Source organism: Cupriavidus sp. (assembly GCF_057315035.1).
The window spans coordinates 68848-92506 of the sequence record NZ_DBHKYV010000023.1 but is presented as its reverse complement, the minus strand read 5'-3'; the positions used below and the strand labels follow the sequence as shown (position 1 = coordinate 92506).

Sequence of the window (23659 nt, the reverse complement as noted above, 5' to 3'; positions counted from 1 at the left end):
CGGCCCGCGGTGGCGGACTAGACTGACGGGTCCGCAACCTTCGCGTTGCCTGAGGCATTGCTGCAGCGCGGAAAATTCCCTCCCGAATGAAGCCTGACGCCAGACTGACCACCGGCCCGATCGGCCGTACGCTGTTGATGTTCTCGTTGCCAGTGCTTGGCAGCAACATCCTCCAGTCGCTCAATGCCTCGATCAACTCGGTCTGGGTCGGGCGCTACCTCGGCGAGGCCGCGCTGACCGCGACGTCCAATGCCAACATCATCCTGTTCTTCATGCTCGGCGTGGTCTTCGGCATCAGCATGGCCAATACGATCATGATCGGCCAGGCCATTGGCGGACGCGATATCGACGAGGCGCGTCGCGTGGTGGGCACCAGCACCACGTTCTTTGTCGGCCTATCGGTGTTGGCGGCAGTGTTTGGCTTTGCATTCACGCCCCACATCCTGGCGGCCATGCATACCCCGGAAGACGCCACGCCGCTGGCCATCATTTACCTGCGCATCATCTTCGTCGCGCTGCCGTTCATGTACTTCTACAACTTCGTGATGATGACGCTGCGTGGTGCCGGAGATTCGCGCACGCCGTTCTACTTCATGTTGTTGTCGGCGGTGCTCGATGTGGTGCTCAATCCGGTGCTGATCTTCGGCGTAGGGCCGCTGCCGGCGCTGGGCATCGCGGGTTCGGCACTGGCCACGCTGATCGCGCAGTTGACCAGCCTCGCGGCGATGATCGGTCTGCTCTACCGGCGCAAGCACTTCCTGCTGCTGCATCGTTCGCAACTGGCATTGCTCAGGCCAGACATGTCGATCCTGCGTGCATTGGTGGCCAAGGGGTTGCCGATGGGTTTGCAGATGGTGGTGATCTCGTCTTCGGCCATCGTCATGATGTCCCTGGTCAATACCTATGGTTCGCAGACCACGGCTGCCTATGGCGTGGCGTCGCAACTGTGGACGTACGTACAAATGCCCGCGCTGGCAGTGGGCGCCAGCGTATCGTCGATGGTTGCGCAGAACGTGGGAGCCGGTTTGTGGGCGCGCGTATCGCGCATTACGCAGCTTGGCTTGCTGTTCAACGTGCTGATGACCGGCGCGCTGGTGGCGTTGATCTATCTGTTCAACCGCCATTCGCTCGGTATCTTCCTTGGCGACGATGGCGTGGCGATCGAGATCGCGCAGCATATCAACCGCGTGGTGCTGTGGTCGTTCATCCTGTTCGGCTTCACGATCGTTGTCTTCGGTACGGTACGCGCCACTGGCGCGGTGATGGCGCCGCTGGTGATCCTGTTCGTATCGATGTGGCTGATCCGCTTGCCGTTTGCGTGGTTGCTGGAACCGCATATCGGCGCCGAATCGATCTGGTGGAGTTTCCCGCTGGGTTCGGTGGTATCGGTGCTGATGGCTTTTGCGTACTACCGTTTCGGCAACTGGAAACGCAGCCATATCCTGCCAACCACGCCCCATGCCGAAGCTGTAGGGCAGGCACCGGACACGAGCATGGGCACACCCTGCGAGGATGCCGATGCAGGCGTGGAGGCGGTTCGCTAAGAACCCCCTATGGTTTTCTCCCCTCTCCCACTGCGTGGGCGAGGGGATCCAACAGCCGAGCATGCGTAGCGCCTCGCATACACACATGTATCTGCTTTTCACATGAGCAGACATATGACCTCCGCGAGGCTGTCTGTGTCGTCGCTGTAAGCCAGTCGAAAGCTGATAGGGCCGTTAAAGCTCTCGTTCCGCTTCATTGCTCGCCTTTACCTTTCGATCTCCTTTCCATGCAGGCTTTCAGTTTGCTTGCACTCACAGCGCAATCGCAAATTAAATACATCACAACATGATGTAACGATGAATGTGCGATACGTATGAGTGATCGGGAAATACCCTAAACCCCAGACAAATGAAAGGCGGCTGAAAGTTGCCGTTCTTATCGTTCGCACCATCGCATCGGACGTGTGTACGAATTTACGCGTTCGCAGTGTGGGCGTCTGAGCCGGCGTCACGCGGTACCGCTTTCACTACTTTGAGGAGATCGTTTTGCGCATACGCAGCCAAAAGGACTTTGCCTCCGGCCTGATGTTCATCCTGGTCGGTCTTGGCTTTTCCTTCGTCGCACGCGGCTATTCCATGGGAACAGCCGCCAAGATGGGACCGGGATACTTCCCGTTCCTGCTCGGTCTGGTGCTTGCACTGCTGGGCTCGTTCGTAACCATCGGCTCCCTGTCGTCCAAGGGCGAACAAGATCAGCTGGCCCGCTGGGACCTGAAGATCCTGTTGTGGATTCTCGGTTCCGTGGTGCTGTTCGGCCTGTTGCTCAAGCCACTGGGCATGGTCCTGTCGGTGTTCGTGCTGGTGCTGGTGTCGTCGATGGCAAGCCATGAATTCAGCTGGAAGGGCGCGCTGCTGAACGGTGTCGTGCTGGTGCTGATCAGCATGGGTGCATTCGTGTACGGCATCAACCTGCAGATGCCGGTATGGCCGGCCTTTATCACCGGCTAAGGAGTCACACGATATGGAATTGATTGATCACCTTGCCCTGGGCTTTTCCACGGCATTGTCCCTGCAGAACCTGGCGTATGCATTCCTGGGTTGTGTACTTGGTACGCTGATCGGCGTGCTGCCGGGCCTGGGCCCGCTGGCCACCATCGCCATGCTGTTGCCGGTGACGTACTCGCTGCCGCCGGTGGCCGCGCTGATCATGCTGGCCGGTATCTACTACGGTGCACAGTACGGTGGTTCCACCACCGCCATCCTGGTGAACCTGCCTGGCGAATCGTCATCGGTGGTGACCACCATCGACGGCTACCAGATGGCACGACGTGGCCGCGCCGGTGTGGCACTGGCCACGGCTGGCCTGGGCTCGTTCTTCGCCGGCTGCGTGGCCACGCTGATCCTGGCCGCATTCGCCACGCCGCTGTCGGAACTGGCGTTCAAGTTCGGTCCCGCCGAATACTTCTCGCTGATGATCCTGGGCCTGATCGGTGCCGTGGTGCTGGCATCGGGTTCGCTGCCCAAGGCCGTGGCGATGATCGTGCTGGGTCTGCTGATGGGCCTGATCGGTACCGACGTGAACTCGGGCGCGGCGCGCTTCTCGTTCGACGTTCCGGAACTGACCGACGGTATCGACTTCGTGGCACTGGCCATGGGTATGTTCGGCTTCGCGGAAATCATTGCGAACCTGGAACAGAAGGAAGCCCGCGAGACCTTCACCAACAAGGTGACCAACCTGTTCCCGACGCGCGAGGACTTCCGCCGCATGATCCCTGCCGTGCTGCGTGGCACGGTGCTGGGTTCGGCGCTGGGTATCCTGCCGGGCGGTGGTGCGGCACTGGCTTCGTTCGCTGCGTACTCGCTGGAAAAGAAGACGTCGAAGTATGCGCATGAGTTCGGCAAAGGCGCGATCGAAGGCGTGGCAGGTCCGGAATCGGCCAACAATGCCGCAGCCCAGACCTCGTTCATCCCGCTGCTGACGCTCGGTATTCCGCCCAACGCCGTGATGGCGCTGATGGTGGGCGCAATGACGATCCACAACATCCAGCCGGGTCCGCAGGTGATGACCAGCAACCCGTCGCTGTTCTGGGGCCTGATCGCTTCGATGTGGATCGGCAACCTGATGCTGATCATCCTGAACCTGCCGATGATCGGTATCTGGGTGAAGCTGCTGACCGTGCCGTATCGCTTCCTGTATCCGGCGATTCTCACGTTCTGCTGCATCGGCGTGTACTCGGTCAACAACCAGACCTTCGATGTGTTCATGGCTGCAGCGTTTGGCGTGATCGGCTATCTGTTCCTGAAGCTCAAGTGCGAACCGGCGCCGCTGCTGCTCGGTTTCGTGCTGGGACCGATGATGGAAGAGAATTTCCGCCGTACCCTGCTGCTGTCGCGTGGCGAGTTCACGGTGTTCTTCACCCGTCCGCTGTCGCTGGGCCTGCTCATCGCAGCCGCTGCGCTGGTGGCCGTGGTGGCGCTGCCGTCGATCAAGGCCAAGCGCGAAGAAGCGTTCCAGGAAGAATAACGCTCCGTGGCGTTCCTGAACTATCGCGCCGCCGTGGCGGCGCGAACCTAGCAAGCATTCGGGGTGCCATTTGTGCACCCCGTTTTTTCTGAAACAGAACGAAAGGGGCCCGGCTGCCTTTGCAGTCATGGGCTGCGCATGATGATCCGAATTCCCGCACCTTTGGCTGCGTCGCCTGCGCCCATGAAACCGCCTTCGATCGACCGGATCGTATCCCGGCTTTATATCCTCAAGCTCGTCCAGGCCAGCCCTACGACGGTCTTCAACCTGATGGAGCGGCTGCGCGACCGCGGCATCGACAAGAATATCCGCGCCTTGCGCCCGATCCTGCGTAGCCTGATGATGGCGCGCGCGATCACGGCGGAACTGGTCGAAGGCAACGGACGCGTCTACTCGATCACCGATGAGGGACGCGCAGAACTCGATGCCTACCTTGCGCATCTGGACGTACTCAAGACCGACGTGGTGGAAGAGGGCGCGGACAGCTAAACTGCGCGCCGCACCATCAAGAACAAAACGCCGCCTGAAAGGCGGCGTTTTGCATGATTGCAACCACGGGCCTGGTTACTGGCTCACGAGTTCCTGTGCCGTGGCATTGCTGGTATTGCTCTGCGCCACCAGTACCTTGATCTTGTTGGGTACCACTGCGCCAAAGCCGTCGGCCGGAATGGTCGTAATCAGCCAGTCGGCGTTCTTGCTGATCGACAGCGAACCCGAGTCGAAGATCACCGTCTTGGTACCTGCCGTGGTGATGCGCAGGCGGTAGGTGCCACCATCCACATACTGCGAATCCTGGCCCGATGCTGGCACCGCGCTCTTGTACTTCACCGCAGCCATGTTCGGCGATACGCTGTTCAGGTCCACTGCCGGCGTGGTCAGGTAGACGTCGACATTCTGCGCGTTGATCGACGCGTTCAGCGTACGGACACGCGCCGAGGTGTCGAGCAGGCCCTTGCCGTACGGGTCGTCGATCTGCACGACGTCGGCCGACGTGGTGCCGGGCAGCGCAACCACGGTGTACTTGTGGCCGGTATGTGCGTCGACGGTGGTCGAGCCGATCTGCGTCGAGGTACCCGCCAGGTTGAACGCGAACAGGTTGTTGCCGGTCGACACGTCGAAGTAGCCAGATACGGTCTTGTACGGGATGTTCTGCAGCGAGGTCAGCGCGCCGTTTTGCAGTACGTCGACATTGGGGCCGGCCGTGACAGCATGGATCACGCGCACCGACGGCTTGCTTACGCCGATGCGGTCATCGATGCCGTCGTCGCCGCCGCCGCATGCTGTCAGTACCGCGGTGGTTGCCAGCGCGAGACCCAGAATGATTCTGCGTTTGAATTGCGTCATGTGTGTTCACCTCTTGTCGTAGGAATCGGAACGTCCGCGCGATAGCGATGCGTACCGCGCGCGGCAATCGTGCTACTGCGGGTTGCTGCTGGCAGCCGTATGAAATTGCGCTTGCCTGATGTAACGATAGGCATCGGCAGATGGCCGAGACAGACGCGGGCTTCCGAATTCCCTGTCGGAGAAGTCCGACAATTTGGTTGCAAGGCTGACACACGTTCGTACGAGGGTGTAAGTTCGTACGGCGTTGAAAAAACGACGTTATTAATCCGGCGATCGCTTGCCGGTGTCGTGCGTGCACGCATGCCGGCTTGTTACCTGCGGATGCGTGCTCCACGCAATGTGTGGATCGATGGCTTTACCTTGCGCGCATGGCGCGCAGCGGTAATAACTACACCATGACTACCTGGTTGCGGCCGTTGCGCTTGGCCTGGTAAAGACCGGTATCCGCCGCTTCAACCAGCCGGCTGAAGTTGGCATCGCCGTCCGGAACGATGACCGCGCCGCCGATACTGACCGTGACAAATCCGCTGGTCGACGATCCGGCATGCGCAATCTGCAGCAATTCGATCGAGCGCCTGACTTTCTCGGCCAGCAGCCGTGCCCCGCCCGGTGAGGTGGCCGGCAGGATCATCGAGAATTCCTCGCCGCCGAAGCGTGCCGGAAGATCGGCGGGACGCGCGCAGTTGTCGCGGATCACGCTCGCCACTCGGCGCAACACTTCATCGCCGGCAACGTGCCCGTAGGTGTCGTTGTATGCCTTGAATGAATCGACATCGATCATCAGCAACGCCAGTTGCGTCTGCTCGCGCTGCGCGCGCTTCCATTCCGCGCCAAGGTACTCATCGAAATAGCGCCGGTTGGACAAGCCGGTCAGCCCATCGGAATTGGTCAGGCGCTGCAGTTCGAGGTTGGTTTCCAGCAGTTGCTGCTGGCTCTGGCGCAAGGCGCGATAGGCTTCGTCGCGTTGCAGCAGGTTCAGGTACGAGCGCGAGTGATAGCGGATACGCGCCACCAGTTCGATGGTGTCCGGCAGCTTGACCAGGTAGTCATTGGCGCCTGCCGCAAACGCGGCGCTTTTCATCGTGGGTTCTTCCTTGGTGGAAAGCACGATGATCGGGATATCGCGCGTGCCGGGATTTTCCCGGTAGCGGCGCACCAGCGTCAGCCCGTCGGTGCCGGGCATCACCAGGTCCTGCAGGATCACGGTCGGCTGCGTACGCTCCGCCACGGCCACTGCTTCTTCGGGTTGGGCGCAGTAGTGGAAATCGATATCGGCCTCGTTCGCCAGTGCGCGCCGGATGGCCTCGCCGATGATGGCCTGGTCGTCAACCAGCAGCACCATGGCCAGGTATTCGTTGTTGGCCGCCGCATCGGCCGAGTTCAGATGTCTGGGCATTATTTGCATTCCTTGTTCTTGTTGGCCTCGCCACCGCAGGCCAGCACCACGCGTGGCGCGATGCGCGGGAGCGGCAGGATCTCGCAGGCCGCTCCCAGTGTTGCCGCGGCCTTTGGCATGCCGTACACCGCGCTGGTGGCCTGGTCCTGCGCGATGGTCAGGAAGCCGCGCTCGCGCATCGCTTTCAGCCCCTGCGCGCCATCGCGCCCCATGCCGGTCAACAGCACGCCAACGGCCTCGCCGCGCCAGTGTTCGACCACGCTCTCGAAAAACACGTCGATGGACGGGCGATACAGGTAGTCGCCCGGTTCCGGCGTATAGGCCATGCGCGCGCCGGCCACCAGTCGCAGATGGTCATTGGTGCCGGCCAGCAGTACCGTGCCTGCCTGCGGCGTCTCCCCGGCGCGCGCGATGCGCACCGGCAGCTGGCATTGCGCATCGAGCCATTCGGCCATGCCCTGCGCGAACGCTTCGTCCACATGCTGCACGGCCACCACGGCGGCACTGAAGCCGGCCGGCAGCGCGCCCAGCAACGTGGCCAGCGCGGCGGGGCCGCCGGCCGATGCGCCAAGTGCCACCAGGCGCGGCGCCGCAGGTGCCGAGGATGCCGCCGCAAGCGTGTGGGGCGCGTGCGCGCGGCCGCCCAGCAGGCGCCCGATATTGCGGATCTTGCGCAATAGCGGGCCGGCCGCGAGCTTGGGCTCGGATTCGGTCAGCGTGGGCGTGTCGACGGCATCGATCGCGCCATGTCCCATCGCATCGAACACCTGGTTCGCATTGCGGCCGAGGTCCATCGTGACCACTACGATGGCGCACGGCGTAGCCGCCATGATCCGGCGCGTGGCTTCGACACCGTCCATGACCGGCATCAGCAGGTCCATCAGGATCAGGTCGGGGGTCTGCGCGGCGGCCATCTGCACCCCCTGTTCGCCATCGGCGGCGACCCAGATCACGTCGAGTGCGGCATCAAGTGCAATCGCGCGCCGTAGTGCTGCCACGGCGAGGTTCGAGTCGTTGACGATACCGATTTTCATGTGCGTGCCTCGCCTATCAGGTCGTGGACCGCGTCAAGCAATGCGGTGTCGTGGAAACTGCCTTTGGCCAGATAATAGTCCGCACCGGCCTGCAAGCCGCGTTCGCGGTCCTGTTCGCGGTCCTTGTACGAAACGATCATCACCGGCAGGGCGGCGAGCCGCGTGTCGCTGCGGATCCGGGTTACGAGCTCGATGCCATCCATGCGCGGCATGTCGACATCGGTGATCACGAGGTCGAACGACTCGGCGCGCAGCACATTCCAGCCGTCCATGCCGTCGACCGCCACCGCGACGTCATAGCCGCGGGTTGCCAGCAGCTTGCGCTCCAGTTCGCGCACGGTCAGGGAGTCGTCGACCACCAGCACGCGCTTGCGGCGCACGCTGGCCGTGTCGGCGGTACCCTGGCGCACGCGCTCGATGCGGCCGTCCGAAACGAGCTTCTCTACCGAACGCAGCATGTCCTCGACGTCGAATATCAGTACCGGCGTGCCATCGTCGGTCAGGCTGCCGGCGGCGATATCCTTGATCTTGCCCAGCGCCTGCGCCAGCGGCTGGACCACCAGCAGGCGCTCGCCGATCAAACGGTCCACCGCCACGCCATAGACGCGTTCCTGTTCGCCGATCACCACCACCGGTACCGCGTGGCCTTCATGCTGCCGTTCCGGGCGCTGCAGGATCTGCGCGGCGCTGACCAGCCCCACGGGGCGTCCGTCGTGCATGAAGTGCTGGTGCTGCTCGGTCTGTTCGATGGCATCGCGTTGCACGGCCACGGCGCGCTGCACCAGGCCAAGCGGAAACGCGTAGGCCTCGCCCGAGACTTCCACGAGCAGCGCGCGTACGACTGACAGCGTCAGCGGCAATTCCAGATGGAAGTGCAGACCGTTGCCTGGTTGCTGCGACAGCTTCAGGCTGCCGCGTACGGCACGGACCATGTCCTGAACGGCGTCCAGCCCCACGCCGCGGCCCGATACTTCGGAGACGGTCTCGCGCAGGCTGAAGCCCGGCAACAGCAGGAATTCGAGCAGTTCCGCTTGCGACATGCGCGCCGTGGTCTCGGCCTGGGCCAGACCTCGCCGCACGATCGCCGAGCGCAGCGCGTCGAGGTCGACGCCCGCGCCATCGTCGAATATCTCGATGACAAGGCGGCCGGCGTTATGGCGAGCCTGAAGCGTGATGCATCCTTCTTCGGGCTTGCCGGCTGCGCTTCGAACGGCAGGCAACTCAATGCCATGATCGACGGCATTGCGCAGCAGATGCGCCAGCGGCGCATCGAGTTGTTCGAGAATGTCGCGGTCGACCTGAGTATGCTCGCCGGACAACGTCAGGTGGACGTTCTTGCCAAGCGCGCGCCCAAGATCGCGCACCATGCGCACATAGCCGGTAATGCCATCGGATAGCGGCCGCATGCGGCACGATAGCGCGGTGTCGTAGAGCTGGCGCGAGAGCCGGCTGGCGCGGTGATCGTACTGGTCGAACTCATCCACGCGTTGCGACAGCTGGCCGTGGCTGTCTTCCAGGATCTGGCGCACCGCCGCCAGCGCTGCCTGCATGCGCGGGACCGAGCCGTCCGCGGAGTCGAGCAGCGCCTGGGCGCCGTCCAGTGCCTGCATTGCGCGCATCTGCACGCGTCGCGCCTGTTGCATCGCGCCGCCGAACGGACGTAGCCAGTGAGACTCGACCAGAGCCTCGCCGGCCATCGCCAGCAGGCGGTCAAGCCGGTCGGCGTTGACGCGCAGCATGCGTTCCTGGGTGTCGAACGATGGTTCCGATACCGGGGATGAAGTGGGCGTAGAAGCGGGTGCAGAAGCGGGCGTAGAAGCCGGCGCAGGCCCGGTTTCAGCGGGCTTCGCGGATACGGGCTTCGGCGCGGGCGGCGCCGGTACGGCACCGTCGCCATCGATCAGATGACCCATATGGGCAATCCACGCATCGATTGCGGCCTTGCCGTCGAGTTCCGGCCAGTTGAGGTTGCCGTCGGGTGGATGGCCAACGCGCTGGAGCAGGTCGGTACCCTGCAGCAGGGCATCGATATGCGCGGGCGTCAGCACGATGCCGCCACGCTGTGCGGCGACCAGGCAGTCCTCCATTACGTGGGCCACCCGCACGCCGCCTTCGAGCCCGACGATACGCGCGGCGCCCTTCAGCGAGTGCGCGGCGCGCATGCATGCCTCAAGCTGTGCCGTGGCCGTGGGGTCGCGCTCCAGTGCCAGCAGGCCAGCGTTCAACACCTCGGCTTGCGCGTCGGCTTCGAGCGCGAACAGGTCGAGCATCGACGCATCACGCAACTGTTCGGGATTCATGACAGGCTCCGCGACAGTGCCTGGCGTAGCAGGTCGGCGTCGAGCAACCCGACGCTGCGCTGCTCATGCTCGAACAACGCCTGTGTATAGCGTGCCGACGCGCGCGCCAGTGTGGCGGGCAGTGGCAGCAGTGCGCGGCGTGGGATGTGCTCGACGCCGGCTACCTCGGCGACTGGCAGTGCAATCGCATTGCGGCCTTGTCCCAGAATCAGGAAGCGCGCGGCTTGGGCATTGTCGAGTTCCGCGCTGGTGCCGCCGAACAACAACGCCAGCGAGACGCAGGTGAGCAGCGTACCGCGCACCGCGGCAACCCCGACCAGCGCCGCGTGACGACGGTGTGGCAAGGAGTGGACCGTGGCCGGGGCGGTGACTTCGCCCAGTACAGCGGTTGGCAATGCCAGCCATTCATCCCCGACGCGAAAGATCAGGAGCGACTGTCCGGTGCGGCGATCGGCTTCCAGTGTGTCGTCGTCATTGCCTGCATAGGCCGATACGTCCGGCACGCTGTTCAGGGCCAGCGAGTCGAGTACGGTGACGGCCGCCTGTGTGTAGACCGGGCAGTTGCGGCAACGCAGGTACGTGGCCAGTTGCGGGCAGGAGCGGTCGCCACCGGTGCCGATGCGGCGCCAGCAGTCGTCAACCGTGCCGGCCGCCAGGCCTGGCAGCGTGGCAGTAGAGGATTGGAGTATGGAATCAGCCATGGCTCAGTCGGGCATGACGTTGGGCGCGCTCGCGCAGGCGCCGTGCACCGGCGGCGTCGCCCGTGCTGTCGATCAACGCGGCCAGATGGTAGAGCGCTTCTTCGTGGCCGGGGTCCAGGTAGACCGCCTTGCGATAGGCGGCATGGGCGTCGGTGGTCCGGCCGGCGGCATCGTGCAGCACACCAAGCAGGCACCAGCCGTCGGCCGACGCGCCGTGAGCGTCCAGATACTGCTGGCATGCGGCCATGGCGGCATCGAGGTCGCCGCGGTCGGCCAGCGCGGAGATCGATGCCAGCGCGGTGTTGTTGCTGTCGTTGCGGTTGCCGTCGTTGCCGGTGCCGGGTCCAGCTAGTGGGCCCGCCAGGCGTGGCGCGCGCATTCTGTCGAGGTGCTGGAAGCCTTCCCGGCGTCTTTCCTGGCGCCCTTCGTGACTCCGTAGTGCCGCTGGTTCTGGCGATCGAACCGGCATTTTCGAGGGTATGGGCACAACCTGGGGTTGTACGCGCACCGGTTGGGGAAGAAACGCAAAGGCCAATGGAATTCCGGCGCTGGCCAGGCCCTCGCGCGTCAACAGGCTGGCCTCGGCGGGGCCGACGAAGATCATGCCGTCTGGCGCGGCAAGTCGGCGCAGCGTCTGTACGGCATGCTGCTGCGTGGCCGGATCGAAATAGATCAACAGGTTGCGGCAGAACACGAAGTCATAGGGCGGCTCACCCGCCAGCAGGTCGGGCGCGACCAGATTGCCTGGCAGCAACCGCACCTGCGCGCGCACCTTGTCCGAAAGCTGGTAGCCGGCAGCCACATGGGTGAAATGGCGCTCGCGGAAATCAAGCGGGAAACCCCGGAACGCATTGCCGCCATAGAGGCCGGCGCGGGCACGTTCCAGCGCCCGGGCGCTGACATCGACGGCATCCACCCGGAAGCGCCCGGCCGGGATGCCGGCGTCGAGTAGGGCCATCGCAATCGAATACGGTTCCTCGCCGGTGGAGCAGGGCACGCTGAGCACCCGCAGCAGGCGCTCGCCGGCGCCAAATATGCGCTGCGCGGCAAAGCGGCCAAGTGCCAGCAAGGCTTCGCGATGACGGAAGAACCAGGTTTCCGGTACCACCACCGCCTCGATCAGCGCCTGCAATTCGTCTGGTGTCGCGTGCAGGACGTTCCAGTAGGCATCAGGATTGCTCGCCCCGACCGCCAGGCGGCGTTCCTCGACCGCGCGGGCAATCGTGGCGGGGCCGATCGACGCCGCGTCCAGGCCGATGCGTTCCTTGAGCAACGCTTCGATCGGTGTGGAGGGGTGGGGCAGGTCCGTCATGCCGGGCTTGGCTCCGGAAACAGCAGCGTGTGCACGGCGTCGGGCAGCAGGTCGCTTACTTTCACCCATTGCACGAGGCCCCGCGCATCGTGGCGCACAGGACCCAGATAGCGCGCCTGGCCGGGCGCAATGCCCCCTTCGACAAACGACGCGGCATCGCACCGCAAGGTGTCGGTGGCGTATTCAAGCCGCAGTCCCAGCAGGCGCGTAACGCCTGGCTCGGGGTTGCCCGGTCGCCGGTAGTACACGAGGACGGTTCGCGTGCTGGTCCGTGCCGCGGCCGGCTGACCCGTGGCCAATGCGCTCATGTCGATGACCGGGACCGGTTCTCCGCGGCGGACCATCAGTCCGCTGACCCATGCCGGCGCGCCGGGGATCTGCTTGGTGGCGGTCAGCGGAAGGACTTCGGCCACCTCGGCACTATCGATGGCGTAGTAGTCGGAGCCGATACGGAACAACAGGAAGAGCGCCATGGCGGGGAGCGACCGGGTTGGCTCAGACCTTGAAGCGCGAGACGCCGCTACGCAGTTCGTTGGAAACCAGCGTCAGCTCGTCGATGGCCTGGCTCGACTGGCGCAGAGATTCCACCGTCTGCTGGGCGGCCTCGGACAGTTGCATCAGCGCCTGGTTGATCTGCTCGGCACCGCCGGCCTGGGCCTGCATGCCTTCATTGACCATCTGCACGCGCGGCGCCAGCGATTGCACCTGGCCAATGATCTGCGAAAGCTGGTCGCCCACCTGCGTGACCTCGGACATGCCGCGCCGCACTTCCTCCGAGAACTTGTCCATGCCCATTACGCCGGCCGAGACCGCTGACTGGATCTCGCGCACGATCTGCTCGATATCGTAGGTGGCCACGGCGGTCTGGTCCGCCAGGCGGCGAATCTCGGTGGCTACCACGGAGAAGCCACGGCCGTACTCGCCGGCCTTTTCGGCTTCGATTGCCGCGTTGAGCGACAGCAGGTTGGTCTGGTCCGCCACGCGGGCAATGGTGGTGACCACCTGGTTGATGTTGCCGGCCTTCTCGTTGAGCGTGGCCAGCCGCGCGTTGACCGATCCGGCGGCCTCCATCACATGGTGCATGGTGCCTTCCATGCGCGACAGTCCGACCTGCCCGGTGCCAGCCAGGCCGGCGGTCTGCTCGGCGGCGTGCGAAACCTCGCTCATGGTACGAACCAGGTCGCGCGCGGTGGCCGAGATCTCGCGCGACGTGGCGCCGATCTGCGTGGTCGTGGCGGCGGTTTCGGTTGCGGTGGCCTGCTGCTGGCGGGCGGTCGCGGCAATCTCGTTGACCGAGGTGGTGACCTGGATCGCCGACCGCTGGGCCTGGCCCACCAGCGAGGTCAGTTCACCGGCCATCTGGTTGAAGCCTTCCTCGACCGCCTGGAATTCGTCGCGGCGGTTCAGCGCCATGCGCTGGCGCAGATCGCCGCCGCGCATGGTGGTCAGCAGCGATACGATGGAGCGCATCGGCACGTTGATGGCGCGCAACAACAGGTAGCCACAGCCAAGGGCCGCCAGCACGGCGATGGCCAGGGCCACCTCGATGCCGATCTTGGCGGCGTTGACCGCATGGACAATGCCGCCCACGGCACGCTCGTTCACAGCGTTGTTGTCGTCAACCAGTTCCTGGAGTTGCTTGCGTCCGTCGATCCAGATGCCATGGACACTGCCGCGCAGCGCCGCTTCGGCAGTGGCGGTGTCCTTCCAGCGCGTGGGGTCGATATAAGCCTGTGCGGCTTGCTCGTATCTGGTACGAAGTGCCTTGAACGCATTGAAACGCACGCGATCCTCTTCCCTGGCGATCGATTCTTCGTAGCGTTTTTGCAGCTCGTCGAGCCTGTGCGTCGCGTCCTGGACCTGGTTCAACACCGCCGTGCGGCGGACATTGTCGTTCTCGGTCACCACCTGCCAGGCCAGCACATAGAACTCGCCCCAGACACCACGCATGCCGGTGCTGTAGTTCAGGCCCGGCAGGGCGTCGGTCCGCATGACGTCGGTCTCATGCTCGATGGCGGACAGGCGGTTATAGGCGACTACGCCCATCAGCGCCATGACCAGCAGGATGAAGGTAAAGCTTGCCAGGATGCGCGTGCGGAGGGTCCAGTGGTTCACGGTAGACGATATCTTTCGTTGGGTGGCCGGTCGCCTCCGCTGGTCTGGCGCGGCCGGGCACGGGACGCCATCATTCCGGTCAAGGGATATACCTCGTTCGGGTGGTGGGCGTTTGCGGCGTAGGGTACTGTAACGTCCGGGGCATTTCAACGGCGGCCGGGTGCGCCCCATCCCGCGCCGTTGCGCGGTTACGGCGGCGATTTGAAGCGCTTGCTTTTTTCAGGGTTTTCGTCACACTTGCCAAATAGCTTGAGCGGGAAACATGTTCATCACAACTGATAGGGCAGGGATGGTGGCCAAGTCGGAGGCGCAGGCGACTGGCGCGTTGCCGCCGGCGGATATGGATCCGCTGACCGGCGTGGTCGCCCGCCAGGCATTCTTGAAGCGGGTAGAAACTCGTCTGCAAAGCGAGACGACGCCCCGTTTCGCCCTCTTGCTGGTGGGCATCGACGATTTCCGCGCGTTCAACGACATGCATGGCCACCCGGAAGGGGACGCCATTCTGGTGCAGGTGGCGCGCCGCCTGCGCGATGCATCGCCGCGCGATGCCGTGGTCGGCCGCGTGGGTGGCGACGAGTTCGGCGTGCTGCTGACCTCGATTTCCGATCCTACGCTGGTGCGCCATGTCAGTGCGGCCATCCTGTCGATGCTGTCGGCCCCTTACGAACTGGATGGCAATCGCCATCATGTGCTGGCCAGCGTAGGGGCGTGCGTGATGCCCGCGGGCGGTGATACCACATCGGACGTGTTGGCCGCGGCCAGCCTCGCCCTGGCCCGCGCCAAGCATGACGGCGGCCGGACCATCCGTTTCTTCAAGCCCCAGATGCGCACCGACGTGACGACACGCCTGTCGCTCGTTCAGGCCTTGCGCGAAGCTTACGCCCAACGGCAGTTTGAATTGTTGTACCAGCCGCAGGTGGACCTGCGCGACGGTCGCGTGGTCGGGGCCGAGGCATTGATGCGGTGGCGGCATCCCACCTTGGGCCTGCTGACGCCGGCCGCGTTCATCGATGCACTGGCCGCCAGCAGCGTGGCTGCCGATGTCGGCATGTGGCTGCTGCACACGGCTTGCGCACAGGCCCGTGCCTGGTCGCTGACCTTTCCCGAGGCGCCGCGCGTGGCCATCAACCTGTTCGCCGCGCAGCTCTCGGAGAGCCGTCTGCTTACCGAGGTGCGGCACGTACTGCGCGCACTGGAACTGCCGCCGGACCGGCTCGAAATCGAAATCACCGAAACCATCGCCCTGCAACAGGGCGATGAAGTGTCAGACCAGCTCCAGGCCTTGCGTCGTGACGGGGTAACGCTGACCTGCGACGACTTTGGCACCGGCTACGCGTCGTTGAGCTTCCTGAAGTCGTTTCCGGTGGATCGGCTCAAGATCGACCAGTCCTTTATCCGTAATGTCACTCAGGACAGTGTCGACGCCGCCATTGTGCGGTCGGTGATCAACGTCGGGCAGAGTCTCAAGATTGGTGTGGTGGCCGAAGGGGTGGAAACCGCTGAGCAGCGGGATTTCCTGTTGGCCAACGGCTGCATCGAGGCGCAAGGCTACCTGTATGGACGGCCGATGCCGGCCGACCGGCTGACCGACTTCCTGCGCAACCAGCCGGCCTGACGCCGGGCTGCCCAGCCCGGGGCCGCTGCGATCTTGTTGCGGCGGTGCAGCATCGCCGCGGCCGTTTCCGGTCAATCCCGGCCAATCCCGGCTATCCGGCGCAGGTAACTGCAAGACTTGTATCCACCTTTATCCCGCAAGCCCGGCCAGCCGGGGCGGGAAATATGTGCTTACAAAGTCCGGTGCACTGGCGAGTCGCCGCGCCGTTATCCGATATACGGTGGCAACAGGAGCGTGCCGCCGTGCGATGGTCGCCCGTGCGCCCCGCCGGATTCAGGTAACCCGTCATGTCATCCCGTCAACGTTTCGTGCTCGCGCCCGTGGCCCTTGGCCTGGCAGTATTGCTGGCCTCTGGTGCCGTGCGGTCCCAGGACTACAACCCGTCGGTGCCGCCCGGCTATGGCCAGCCGGGCTATCCGCAGCAGGACCCTGCAGACGCCAATGTGCTCGGTAATCCCGATGCGATGGTGGCCGATCCGTCATCGCGTATCGCCACGGTCACCGACATGGCGGGCGGTCTCAGCTTTGCACCGGCCGGGTCCGACGAATGGGCGTCGGTTGGCCCCAACCGGCCGATCACCACCGGCGACCGGCTCTGGGTGGCCCCGGGAGGCCGCGCCGAGCTGCATGCCGGTACCACGGCGGTACGGCTCGGCGGCGCCACCGCTGCCACCATCCTGAATCTCGATGACCGCTCAACCCAGGTCAAGCTGACCCAGGGCACGCTGCAACTGCGCGTACGCGCGTTGCCACCCGACCAGCAGGTGGAGGTGGATACCCCCAACCTGGCGTTCGTGCCGCGCGAGCCTGGCGACTATCGGCTCGATGTTTCGCCGGACGGTACCACCACGCTGGTGACGATGCGACACGGCAGCGCGGTGCTTTACGGCGACTCACGCTCGATCGAACTGAGTCGCGGCCAGCGCATGCGCTTTGCCGGTTCGGACCTCGCCGATGCCGGTCAGGGTAGCTATCCGCCCCCGGACGGTTTCGATCAGTGGATTGCCGCGCGCGATGCGCGGGAGGATGCCTCGGTCTCGGCGCGCTATGTGCCGCCCGATATGACCGGCTATACCGCGCTGGACGACTACGGTGACTGGCAGCAGGACCCCGGCTATGGCGCGGTGTGGTTCCCGCGTGCGATGCCTTCGGGCTGGGCGCCTTACAGCGCCGGGCACTGGGCCTGGGTGGCGCCGTGGGGGTGGACATGGATCGACGATGCGCCGTGGGGTTTTGCGCCATCGCACTATGGCCGCTGGGCATACTTCGGCAGCCGTTGGGGCTGGGTGCCAGGGCCGGTCGCGGTGCGGCCGTGCTATGCGCCGGCCGTAGTTGGATTCATTGGCGGCGCCGCGGCTACCATCCGCATCGGTGGCGGACCCGGCGTGGCGTGGTATCCGCTGGGGCCGCGCGACACGTACCGGCCGATCTATCGCGCCAGCCCGCGCTACGTCACGCGCATTAACAACTTCCCGGTCAACAACACGTGGACCCATGGCGGAGATCGCGACCGCTGGGTCAACCGCAATGTTCCCGGTGCGATCTCGGGCATGCCATCGCGCAGTTTTGTCGAGGGCCGCGCGGTGCCGCGTGACAGCCATCGCGATGAATGGCGCCACCTGCCGGTTGGCGAAGGCCGTGGCGGGCCGCCCATGGCCCCGGTCAAGAACAGCCTGATCGGTGGCGCCCGGCCGCAAGGCTTGCCGCCGACCGCGCGACAGGGGTTTGATCGCCAGGTCATTGCCGCGCATCCGCCGGGGCGCGTGGGGCCCGATGAACTGGCGCGCCGCTTCGCGCGTGAAGGCGGCACGGCCGGGGCCGGACCAGCATGGCGCGGGCCGACGCCCGGCGCCGATGGTCGAGACAGAGGCCAGCAAGCCAGGCAGGATGGACGACGCGGGCCGCAGCCAGTGCAGGCCATGCAGTCGTGGCAGCCTGACGTTCGGATGAGCCAGGCCGCGCAGAATGGACGCGGCCAGGGTCAGCGTCCCGAGCAGATGCGTGGCCTGCCGCCCGAGGCGGAGCGGCAGCAACAGTCGCAGCAACGCCAGCAGTTCGAACAGCAACGGCAATTGCAGGACCAGCAACGCCAGTCGGCGGATTTCCAGCAGCGCCAGCAACAGGCATTGCAGCGGCAGCGCGACGACCAGCAGCGGCAGTTCCAGGAGCAGCAACGGCAATCGCAAGGGCAGTCGCAAGACATGCAGCGCCGCCAGCAGTCTGAGCAACAGCGCATGCTCCAGGAGCAGCGGCAGCAGCAGTTTGACCAGCAGCGCCAGGCGCAGGAGCGCCAGCAGATGGATGTGCAACGCCAGGCGCAACAGCGGCAGCAGCAGTTTGACCAGCAGCGTCAGGCACAGGAACGCCAGCAGATGGACGTGCAACGCCAGGCGCAGCAGCGGCAACAGCAGTTTGACCAGCAACGCCAGGCACAGGAACGCCAGCAGATGGACGTGCAACGCCAGGCGCAGCAACGGCAGCAACAGTTTGACCAGCAGCGGCAGGCGCAGGACCAGCAACGCCAGCAGATGGAGCAGCAGCGTCAGCAGGCGGCGCAGCGCCAGCAACTCGAACAGGCGCGGCAATTCCAGGACCAGCAACGCCAGCAGTTCGAGCAGCAGCGCCAGCAGGCCGTGCAGCGCCAGCAGATGGAGCAGCAACGCCAGGCGCAGGAGCAGCAACGCCATTTCCAGGAACAGCAGCAGCAACAGCAGCAACGGCAGGCCCAGGAACAGCAGCGGCAGATGCAGCAACAACAGCAACAGCAGCAGGAGCGGCAGCGTCAATACCAGCAGCAACAACAACAGCAGCAGCAACAACAGCAACAACGCGCGCAGCAGGAGCAACGCCACGGGCAGCAGGCGCGCAACGATGATCGGCGCTAGCCTTTGACGATCCCTTGACGATCGCCTGAAAGACAAAGGGCGTCCGTTTTTGGCGGACGCCCTTTTTCTCTCCACTTACGATTTTCCGATTGCTTTCAATCGTTTATATCGCTGGCCAGCCCGCCAGCAGGGTACTTCCCCCTTCACCTCTCTCTCACTCTCTCGCTGCCTGGTTGCCGGTTACTTGCCCAGTTCGGACAAGCGCACCGGTTCGATCTTGCCCTTCTGCACCCAGCCCACCACGGTATCGGCCACCGAGCCGCCCTTGGCGTCGATGCCATCCACCTCGTTCGGGTTCACGTCCTTGGGCAGCGCCTTGACTGCATCGGGCATCTTGGCGCGAATCGCCGCCGCATCGGTGGTGGTGCCGGCCAGCTTCATCGCATTGGCCAGTGCCCAGGTCATGGTGTAGTTCAGTGACATCTCCGTCGTGGCGTCACGGCCATCGTGCAGCTTCTTGTAGCGTGCGTTGTAGGCCTGCGCGGCCGGGCGGCCATCGTTGACCAGCGGCATCACGCCGATCGAGCCTTCCAGCATGGCGAGTCCGTTGGTCACCTTGGACATTTCATCCATCTTGGCCTGGTCCATGATGATGAAGCCACCCTTGAATCCAAGTTCACGCGCCTGCTTGACGACCAGTGCGGTCGGCTCGGACGGGCCACCCACGAACATCACGTCGGGTTTGTCGGCAATGGCGCGCGACACGCCTGTGTAGAAGTCCGTGGCCTTGGTGTAGGACATCGGATTGTTGCCCACCACCTTGCCACCGGCGCCTTCCCAGGCCGGTACGAATGCCTGCACCCATGCCTTGGCATAGTCGTGGTCGGCCGGCACCAGCGCCACGTTCTTGCCGTAGCGCTTCATCTGCGCCTTGACGAACGGCTCGATATAGCCCGTGTACGCCGGCGGGATGCGAATCGTCAGCTTGTTGCCGGCATCGGTAATGCGCGGCACGCTCGAGTAGGCCATGACCAGGAATTTCTCCTGCTCGTTGAAGGCCTGCAAAGCAAAGATGCCGCCCGAATGCGGTACGAACACAGCCGGTGTCTTGTACTGCTGGACCAGACGGCGTGCATTGATGGCGGCCTCGGCCGGCGCGTACTTGTCGTCAAGCGAGACGACCTCGAGCTTCACCTTCTTGCCGTTGACCTGCAGGCCGGCGGCATTGATCTCGTCCACGGCCATCTGGATGCCCGACAGCACGTTCTTGCCATACAGCGCGGCGCCGCCCGACAGCGGCCCGGTATAACCGATCTTGACGACTTCCTGCGCCATGGCCGGCGCCGATGCGATGACGGCTGCCGCGGCGCACGCGGCCAGCGCGAAGAAACGACCCAATGTCTTGTGGTGCATGTGCTGTCTCCTTGTTTATGTCACTGCGCTTGTATTTGCTCCCCTCTCCCGCGCGCGGGAGAGGGGTTGGTGGAGAGGGCCGGCCGTTGCATTGCGGACGCGCTTCCTGATGCGATGCGCTTGCCCTCTCCCCCGGCCCCTCTCCCGCATGGCGGGAGAGGGGAGAAAACACTACGAAGAAAAGGCGATTAGCCCCCGATATAAGCCTTGCGAATCCCTTCGTCCTTCAGCAGCGTGTCGCGGTCGCCTTCCATCACGATGCGTCCGCCCTCGATGACATAGGCGCGATGGGCGATGCCCAATGCCGCGTAGGCGTTCTGTTCCGCCAGCAATACCGTGGTACCGGCACGGTTGATGCGCTGGATCACTTCGAACATCTGCTTGACCACCAGCGGGGCCAGGCCCAGCGACGGTTCATCGAGCAGCAGGGCGCGCGGACGTCCCATCAGCGCGCGGCCCAGCGCCACCATCTGCTGCTGACCGCCAGACAGTGAACCCGCGGGATCGTCCTTCTTCTGCCGCAGGATCGGGAACATCTCGTAGACCTCGTCGAGCGTGGTACGGATGCCGGCCCGGTCGCCGCGATGCACATACGCGCCGAGCGTCAGGTTCTTCTCGACGCTCATTGCCGGAAACAGCTTGCGGCCCTCGGGGCAATGCACGAGTCCCGCCTGCACGATCTGCGACGGCTTCATGCCGCCCAGTTCGCGCCCGTCAAAGCGCATGCTGCCGTCGCTCGTGCGGTGGATGCCGCTCATGGCCAGGAAGATTGAGCTCTTGCCAGCGCCGTTGGCACCGAGCAGCACCACGAGCTCGCCCGCTTTCGCGTGGAGCGTGATGTTGTCGAGTGCGCGGAAGCTGCCGTACGACAGCGAAACACGTTCAAGCTGCAACATGGTCGGCTCCCAGGTAGGCCTCGATCACACGCGGGTCCTGCTGGATCTGCGCGGGCGTGCCCTCGGCGATCTTCTCGCCATAGTTGAGCACCATGATCTTGTCGGCCAGCCGCATGATCATGTCCATCTTGTGTTCGATCAGGCAGACGGTCTTGCCATGGCGCACCATCTTGCGGATCAGTTCGGCCAGTCCCACGGTTTCCTCCGGATTTACCCCGCCGGCCGGTTCGTCGAGCAGCAACAGTTCGGGGTCGGTGGTCAGCGCCAGCGCGAAGGCCACGCGCTTGCGCGCTTCCTGCGTGATATCGGCGGCCACTTCATGCGCCAGGTGCGACAGGCCGACGAAGTCGAGCGCGGCCTCGGCTTTCTCGCGGCACAGCTTTTCTTCCTCGCGTAGCCGCCGCGTGTTGAACAGCACGTCGGCAAGGCCCGATTTCGTACGCAGGCGGTGGCCGACGATCAGGTTGTCGAGCACCGTGGCGCGATCGAACAGCGAGGTGGCCTGGAACGTGCGGGCCACACCCAGCCGCGCGATCTGGTCGGCGCGCAGTCCGGCCACGTCCTGGCCCTTGAACAGGATCTGGCCCGAAGTGGGCGCGTGCGTGCCGGCAACCAGGTTGAAGAACGTGGTCTTGCCGGCGCCGTTGGGGCCGATGATCGCATTGATATGGCCGGTCTCGAACGTTACCGAGACGTCGTGGACCGCGGTCAGGCCGCCGAACTTCTTTGTCAGGTTGCGGATCTCAAGCATTCTCGGCTCCGGGACGGGTCGTCGGGACTGGCGTCGGCTGCGCCATGCGCGCTGCCGCCAGCTCACCACGGCGTTGCGCGGCGGCACGGCGTGCCTGGCGCTTCAGGTATGAGCCCACGATGCCATCGGGTACGAAGATGATCAGCAGGATCAGCACCGGGCCGAATACCAGCATCCGGTAGTCCTGCAGGAACTGCAGCGTCTGCGTGACCCACGGCACCAGCACCGCACCCAGCAGCGGTCCGAGCAGCGTGCCGGTGCCGCCTACGAGCATCGACATCACCATGTCGAACGTGAGATCGGTGCGGGCGATATCGGGGCCCAGGAAGCGGACCTGTCCCGCGTACAGCGCACCGGCGATGCCTGCGTAGCCCACCGACAGCACGAACGACAGTACCTTGGTGCGCATCAGGTTGATGCCGAGCGCCTCGGCCAGTGCATCGCTGTTGCGTACGGCCATGAAGCTGCGCCCAAGCAGCGAGCTGACGATGCGGTGCATGACAAAGGTGCCGACGGCCAGGAAGAACAGCACGAGGTAGTACTGCGCCTGCACGTTGTCGAACACAAGCGGGCCGATCGAGGCAGGTACCGGGATGCCGATCAGGCCGACCGCGCCATGCGTCAGGCTTTCCCATTTTTCGATCAGCAGATAGATGATGTAGCCCACGCACATCGTGAAGATCGAGAAGTAGTGTCCCTTCAGTCGCAACGACACCACGCCCACCACTACGCCCAGGGCCATGCAGACCACGCCGGACAACGCAAAGGCGAGCCAGAATGGCAACTGGTGGTCGACGGTCAGGATGCCGAGCGTATAGGCGCCGATGGCCATGAAACTGCCGTGCGCCAGATTGAGCTGTCCCGTGTAGCCGGTCAGCAGGTTCAGGCCGAGCGTGGCAATGGCGGTGATGAACGCGAGCGTCATCACCGACAGGAAGTAGCTGTTGGGTACCAGCAGCGGGAACGCGATGGCCGCGGCCAGCAACAGTGTCCAGCCGGTTTTGCCGTGCAATGCTTTCATGTTGTTGTCCTCCTCAGGCAGCCTTGCCGGCGAACAGGCCCTGCGGCCGCACGGACAGGATGATCACGAGCAGCAGGAAGGCGATGATGTCCTTGTAGTCGGTGGAGATGTAGAACCCGCCGAAGCTCTCGGCCATGCCGATGATCAGTCCGCCGACGATGGCGCCGGGAATGCTGCCCATGCCGCCCAGGATGATGATCACGAATGCCTTGGTGATGACCAGGTTGCCCATGCTTGGGTAGACCAGGTTGATCGGCGCATAGAGCGTGGCGGCGATGGCGGCCAGCGCGCCCGAGATCGCGAACACCAGCAGCGTGACACGCGTGGCATCGATGCCGACCAGCGCGGCACCTTCACGGTTCTGTGCCATGGCCACGATGGTGGAACCCATCACCGTGCGCGTCAGGAACAGATGTAGCAGGACCATCAGTCCGAACGCGGCGGCAATGATCAGCAGCCGTTGCATCGGTGCGGTCAGGCCGAAGAACTCGACCATCTGGCCGTAAGGCGTGGGCATGCGATGAAAGTCAGCACCCCACAGTGCCTGCGCGCCGGCTTCGAGAAACAGCAGGATGCCGATGGCGGCAATCATGTCGTGGATCTCCGGTGCATTGCGTAGCGGGTGGAAGACCAGACGGTCGGCGAGCATCGACAGCATCGCCACCACGACGGCGGCACCAAGCATGGCCAGCCAGTAGTTCAGGCCGAGCGTGGTCATTGCGAAGTACGACACGTAGGCGCCGGCCATGTAAAAGGCACCGTGCGCGAAGTTCGGCACGTGCAGGATGCCGTAGACAAGGGTCAACCCCAATGCCACCAGGCTATAGACGCCACCCAGCGTGAGGCCATTCAGGAACTGCTGAAAAAACAATGCCATGCGTTGTCTCCTTGCGTTGGTGTGCCGTGCCGGCACCCGCGCGGTAAATGA

At 64.3% G+C, this 23659-nt stretch carries 19 protein-coding genes; 6 read left to right on the top strand and 13 right to left on the bottom strand.

The window, feature by feature from the left end:
- The first annotated feature begins 86 nt into the window (after positions 1–86).
- The 4 genes from ACO550_RS24400 to ACO550_RS24385 all read left to right on the top strand — a co-directional run bounded on the left by ACO550_RS24400 (position 87) and on the right by ACO550_RS24385 (position 4497).
- Positions 87–1544 (top strand): MATE family efflux transporter, encoded by a 1458-nt coding sequence (locus tag ACO550_RS24400; protein ID WP_315594602.1) that lies wholly within the window; start codon positions 87–89, stop codon positions 1542–1544.
- Positions 1545–2030: 486 nt separating this feature from the next.
- A complete protein-coding gene (locus ACO550_RS24395) occupies positions 2031–2492 on the top strand; it encodes a tripartite tricarboxylate transporter TctB family protein (protein ID WP_315594603.1) in 462 nt (153 codons plus the stop codon).
- A gap of 13 nt (positions 2493–2505) precedes the next feature.
- Positions 2506–4008, top strand: coding sequence for a tripartite tricarboxylate transporter permease (locus ACO550_RS24390; protein WP_315594604.1), 1503 nt, complete (start codon positions 2506–2508; stop codon positions 4006–4008).
- A gap of 183 nt (positions 4009–4191) precedes the next feature.
- Positions 4192–4497 carry a transcriptional regulator gene (locus tag ACO550_RS24385; protein WP_315594605.1) on the top strand — a complete coding sequence of 102 codons (306 nt, stop codon included), beginning with the start codon at positions 4192–4194 and terminating at the stop codon, positions 4495–4497.
- Between the two features lie 75 nt (positions 4498–4572).
- Here ACO550_RS24385 and ACO550_RS24380 read toward each other — a convergent pair whose 3' ends face one another.
- The 8 genes from ACO550_RS24380 to ACO550_RS24345 form a co-directional block, all read right to left on the bottom strand.
- Entirely contained in the window at positions 4573–5352 is a 780-nt protein-coding gene (locus tag ACO550_RS24380) for a DUF4397 domain-containing protein (protein ID WP_315594606.1), read from the bottom strand.
- 388 nt (positions 5353–5740) lie between these two features.
- On the bottom strand, positions 5741–6748 hold the full coding sequence (locus tag ACO550_RS24375; protein WP_315594607.1) for a diguanylate cyclase: 1008 nt from the start codon (positions 6746–6748) through the stop codon (positions 5741–5743).
- Complete coding sequence (cheB, locus tag ACO550_RS24370; RefSeq protein WP_315594608.1) at positions 6748–7782, bottom strand: chemotaxis-specific protein-glutamate methyltransferase CheB; 1035 nt, start codon at positions 7780–7782, stop codon at positions 6748–6750. Before cheB ends, ACO550_RS24375 begins: the two co-directional genes overlap by 1 nt.
- The gene (locus ACO550_RS24365; protein WP_315594609.1) at positions 7779–10082 is read right to left on the bottom strand and encodes a response regulator; all 2304 of its coding nucleotides are present in this window, start codon (positions 10080–10082) and stop codon (positions 7779–7781) included. The genes cheB and ACO550_RS24365 overlap by 4 nt, the downstream gene beginning before the upstream one ends.
- Positions 10079–10783 (bottom strand): chemotaxis protein CheW, encoded by a 705-nt coding sequence (locus ACO550_RS24360; RefSeq protein ID WP_315594610.1) that lies wholly within the window; start codon positions 10781–10783, stop codon positions 10079–10081. Before ACO550_RS24360 ends, ACO550_RS24365 begins: the two co-directional genes overlap by 4 nt.
- The gene (locus ACO550_RS24355) at positions 10776–12095 is read right to left on the bottom strand and encodes a CheR family methyltransferase (RefSeq protein WP_315594611.1); all 1320 of its coding nucleotides are present in this window, start codon (positions 12093–12095) and stop codon (positions 10776–10778) included. Before ACO550_RS24355 ends, ACO550_RS24360 begins: the two co-directional genes overlap by 8 nt.
- Positions 12092–12568, bottom strand: coding sequence for a chemotaxis protein CheW (locus ACO550_RS24350; RefSeq protein WP_315594612.1), 477 nt, complete (start codon positions 12566–12568; stop codon positions 12092–12094). Before ACO550_RS24350 ends, ACO550_RS24355 begins: the two co-directional genes overlap by 4 nt.
- Positions 12569–12590: 22 nt before the next feature.
- The gene (locus ACO550_RS24345) at positions 12591–14210 is read right to left on the bottom strand and encodes a methyl-accepting chemotaxis protein (protein WP_315594613.1); all 1620 of its coding nucleotides are present in this window, start codon (positions 14208–14210) and stop codon (positions 12591–12593) included.
- Between the two features lie 289 nt (positions 14211–14499).
- On the opposite strand from ACO550_RS24345, the gene ACO550_RS24340 reads away from it, so the two are divergent.
- Together ACO550_RS24340 and ACO550_RS24335 are read left to right on the top strand one after the other, a co-directional pair.
- Positions 14500–15825: an EAL domain-containing protein gene (locus ACO550_RS24340; protein ID WP_315594679.1), complete on the top strand. Its 1326-nt coding sequence runs from the start codon at positions 14500–14502 to the stop codon at positions 15823–15825.
- 287 nt (positions 15826–16112) lie between these two features.
- Entirely contained in the window at positions 16113–18710 is a 2598-nt protein-coding gene (locus tag ACO550_RS24335; RefSeq protein WP_315594614.1) for a DUF6600 domain-containing protein, read from the top strand.
- Positions 18711–18890: 180 nt separating this feature from the next.
- Here the strand turns inward: ACO550_RS24335 and ACO550_RS24330 are convergent, their stop codons facing one another.
- The 5 genes from ACO550_RS24330 to ACO550_RS24310 all read right to left on the bottom strand — a co-directional run bounded on the left by ACO550_RS24330 (position 18891) and on the right by ACO550_RS24310 (position 23608).
- A complete protein-coding gene (locus ACO550_RS24330; RefSeq protein ID WP_315594615.1) occupies positions 18891–20063 on the bottom strand; it encodes an ABC transporter substrate-binding protein in 1173 nt (390 codons plus the stop codon).
- A 188-nt stretch (positions 20064–20251) separates the two neighbouring features.
- Positions 20252–20959: an ATP-binding cassette domain-containing protein gene (locus tag ACO550_RS24325; protein WP_315594616.1), complete on the bottom strand. Its 708-nt coding sequence runs from the start codon at positions 20957–20959 to the stop codon at positions 20252–20254.
- Positions 20946–21710: an ABC transporter ATP-binding protein gene (locus ACO550_RS24320; RefSeq protein WP_315594617.1), complete on the bottom strand. Its 765-nt coding sequence runs from the start codon at positions 21708–21710 to the stop codon at positions 20946–20948. The genes ACO550_RS24325 and ACO550_RS24320 overlap by 14 nt, the downstream gene beginning before the upstream one ends.
- On the bottom strand, positions 21703–22731 hold the full coding sequence (locus ACO550_RS24315; protein WP_315594618.1) for an ABC transporter permease subunit: 1029 nt from the start codon (positions 22729–22731) through the stop codon (positions 21703–21705). The genes ACO550_RS24320 and ACO550_RS24315 overlap by 8 nt, the downstream gene beginning before the upstream one ends.
- Before the next feature lie 13 nt (positions 22732–22744).
- Positions 22745–23608 carry an ABC transporter permease subunit gene (locus ACO550_RS24310; protein ID WP_315594619.1) on the bottom strand — a complete coding sequence of 288 codons (864 nt, stop codon included), beginning with the start codon at positions 23606–23608 and terminating at the stop codon, positions 22745–22747.
- Positions 23609–23659: the final 51 nt, after the last annotated feature.

Coding starts and splice junctions, on each gene's coding strand:
- ACO550_RS24350 (WP_315594612.1), bottom strand. CDS start 12,568: ATGGCGCTCTTCCTGTTGTTCCGTATCGGCTCCGACTACTACGCCATC.
- ACO550_RS24390 (WP_315594604.1), top strand. CDS start 2,506: ATGGAATTGATTGATCACCTTGCCCTGGGCTTTTCCACGGCATTGTCC.
- ACO550_RS24330 (WP_315594615.1), bottom strand. CDS start 20,063: ATGCACCACAAGACATTGGGTCGTTTCTTCGCGCTGGCCGCGTGCGCC.
- ACO550_RS24315 (WP_315594618.1), bottom strand. CDS start 22,731: ATGAAAGCATTGCACGGCAAAACCGGCTGGACACTGTTGCTGGCCGCG.
- ACO550_RS24320 (WP_315594617.1), bottom strand. CDS start 21,710: ATGCTTGAGATCCGCAACCTGACAAAGAAGTTCGGCGGCCTGACCGCG.
- ACO550_RS24355 (WP_315594611.1), bottom strand. CDS start 12,095: ATGACGGACCTGCCCCACCCCTCCACACCGATCGAAGCGTTGCTCAAG.
- ACO550_RS24360 (WP_315594610.1), bottom strand. CDS start 10,783: ATGGCTGATTCCATACTCCAATCCTCTACTGCCACGCTGCCAGGCCTG.
- cheB (WP_315594608.1), bottom strand. CDS start 7,782: ATGAAAATCGGTATCGTCAACGACTCGAACCTCGCCGTGGCAGCACTA.
- ACO550_RS24400 (WP_315594602.1), top strand. CDS start 87: ATGAAGCCTGACGCCAGACTGACCACCGGCCCGATCGGCCGTACGCTG.
- ACO550_RS24365 (WP_315594609.1), bottom strand. CDS start 10,082: ATGAATCCCGAACAGTTGCGTGATGCGTCGATGCTCGACCTGTTCGCG.
- ACO550_RS24375 (WP_315594607.1), bottom strand. CDS start 6,748: ATGCCCAGACATCTGAACTCGGCCGATGCGGCGGCCAACAACGAATAC.
- ACO550_RS24310 (WP_315594619.1), bottom strand. CDS start 23,608: ATGGCATTGTTTTTTCAGCAGTTCCTGAATGGCCTCACGCTGGGTGGC.
- ACO550_RS24335 (WP_315594614.1), top strand. CDS start 16,113: ATGTCATCCCGTCAACGTTTCGTGCTCGCGCCCGTGGCCCTTGGCCTG.
- ACO550_RS24380 (WP_315594606.1), bottom strand. CDS start 5,352: ATGACGCAATTCAAACGCAGAATCATTCTGGGTCTCGCGCTGGCAACC.
- ACO550_RS24325 (WP_315594616.1), bottom strand. CDS start 20,959: ATGTTGCAGCTTGAACGTGTTTCGCTGTCGTACGGCAGCTTCCGCGCA.
- ACO550_RS24340 (WP_315594679.1), top strand. CDS start 14,500: ATGGTGGCCAAGTCGGAGGCGCAGGCGACTGGCGCGTTGCCGCCGGCG.
- ACO550_RS24385 (WP_315594605.1), top strand. CDS start 4,192: ATGAAACCGCCTTCGATCGACCGGATCGTATCCCGGCTTTATATCCTC.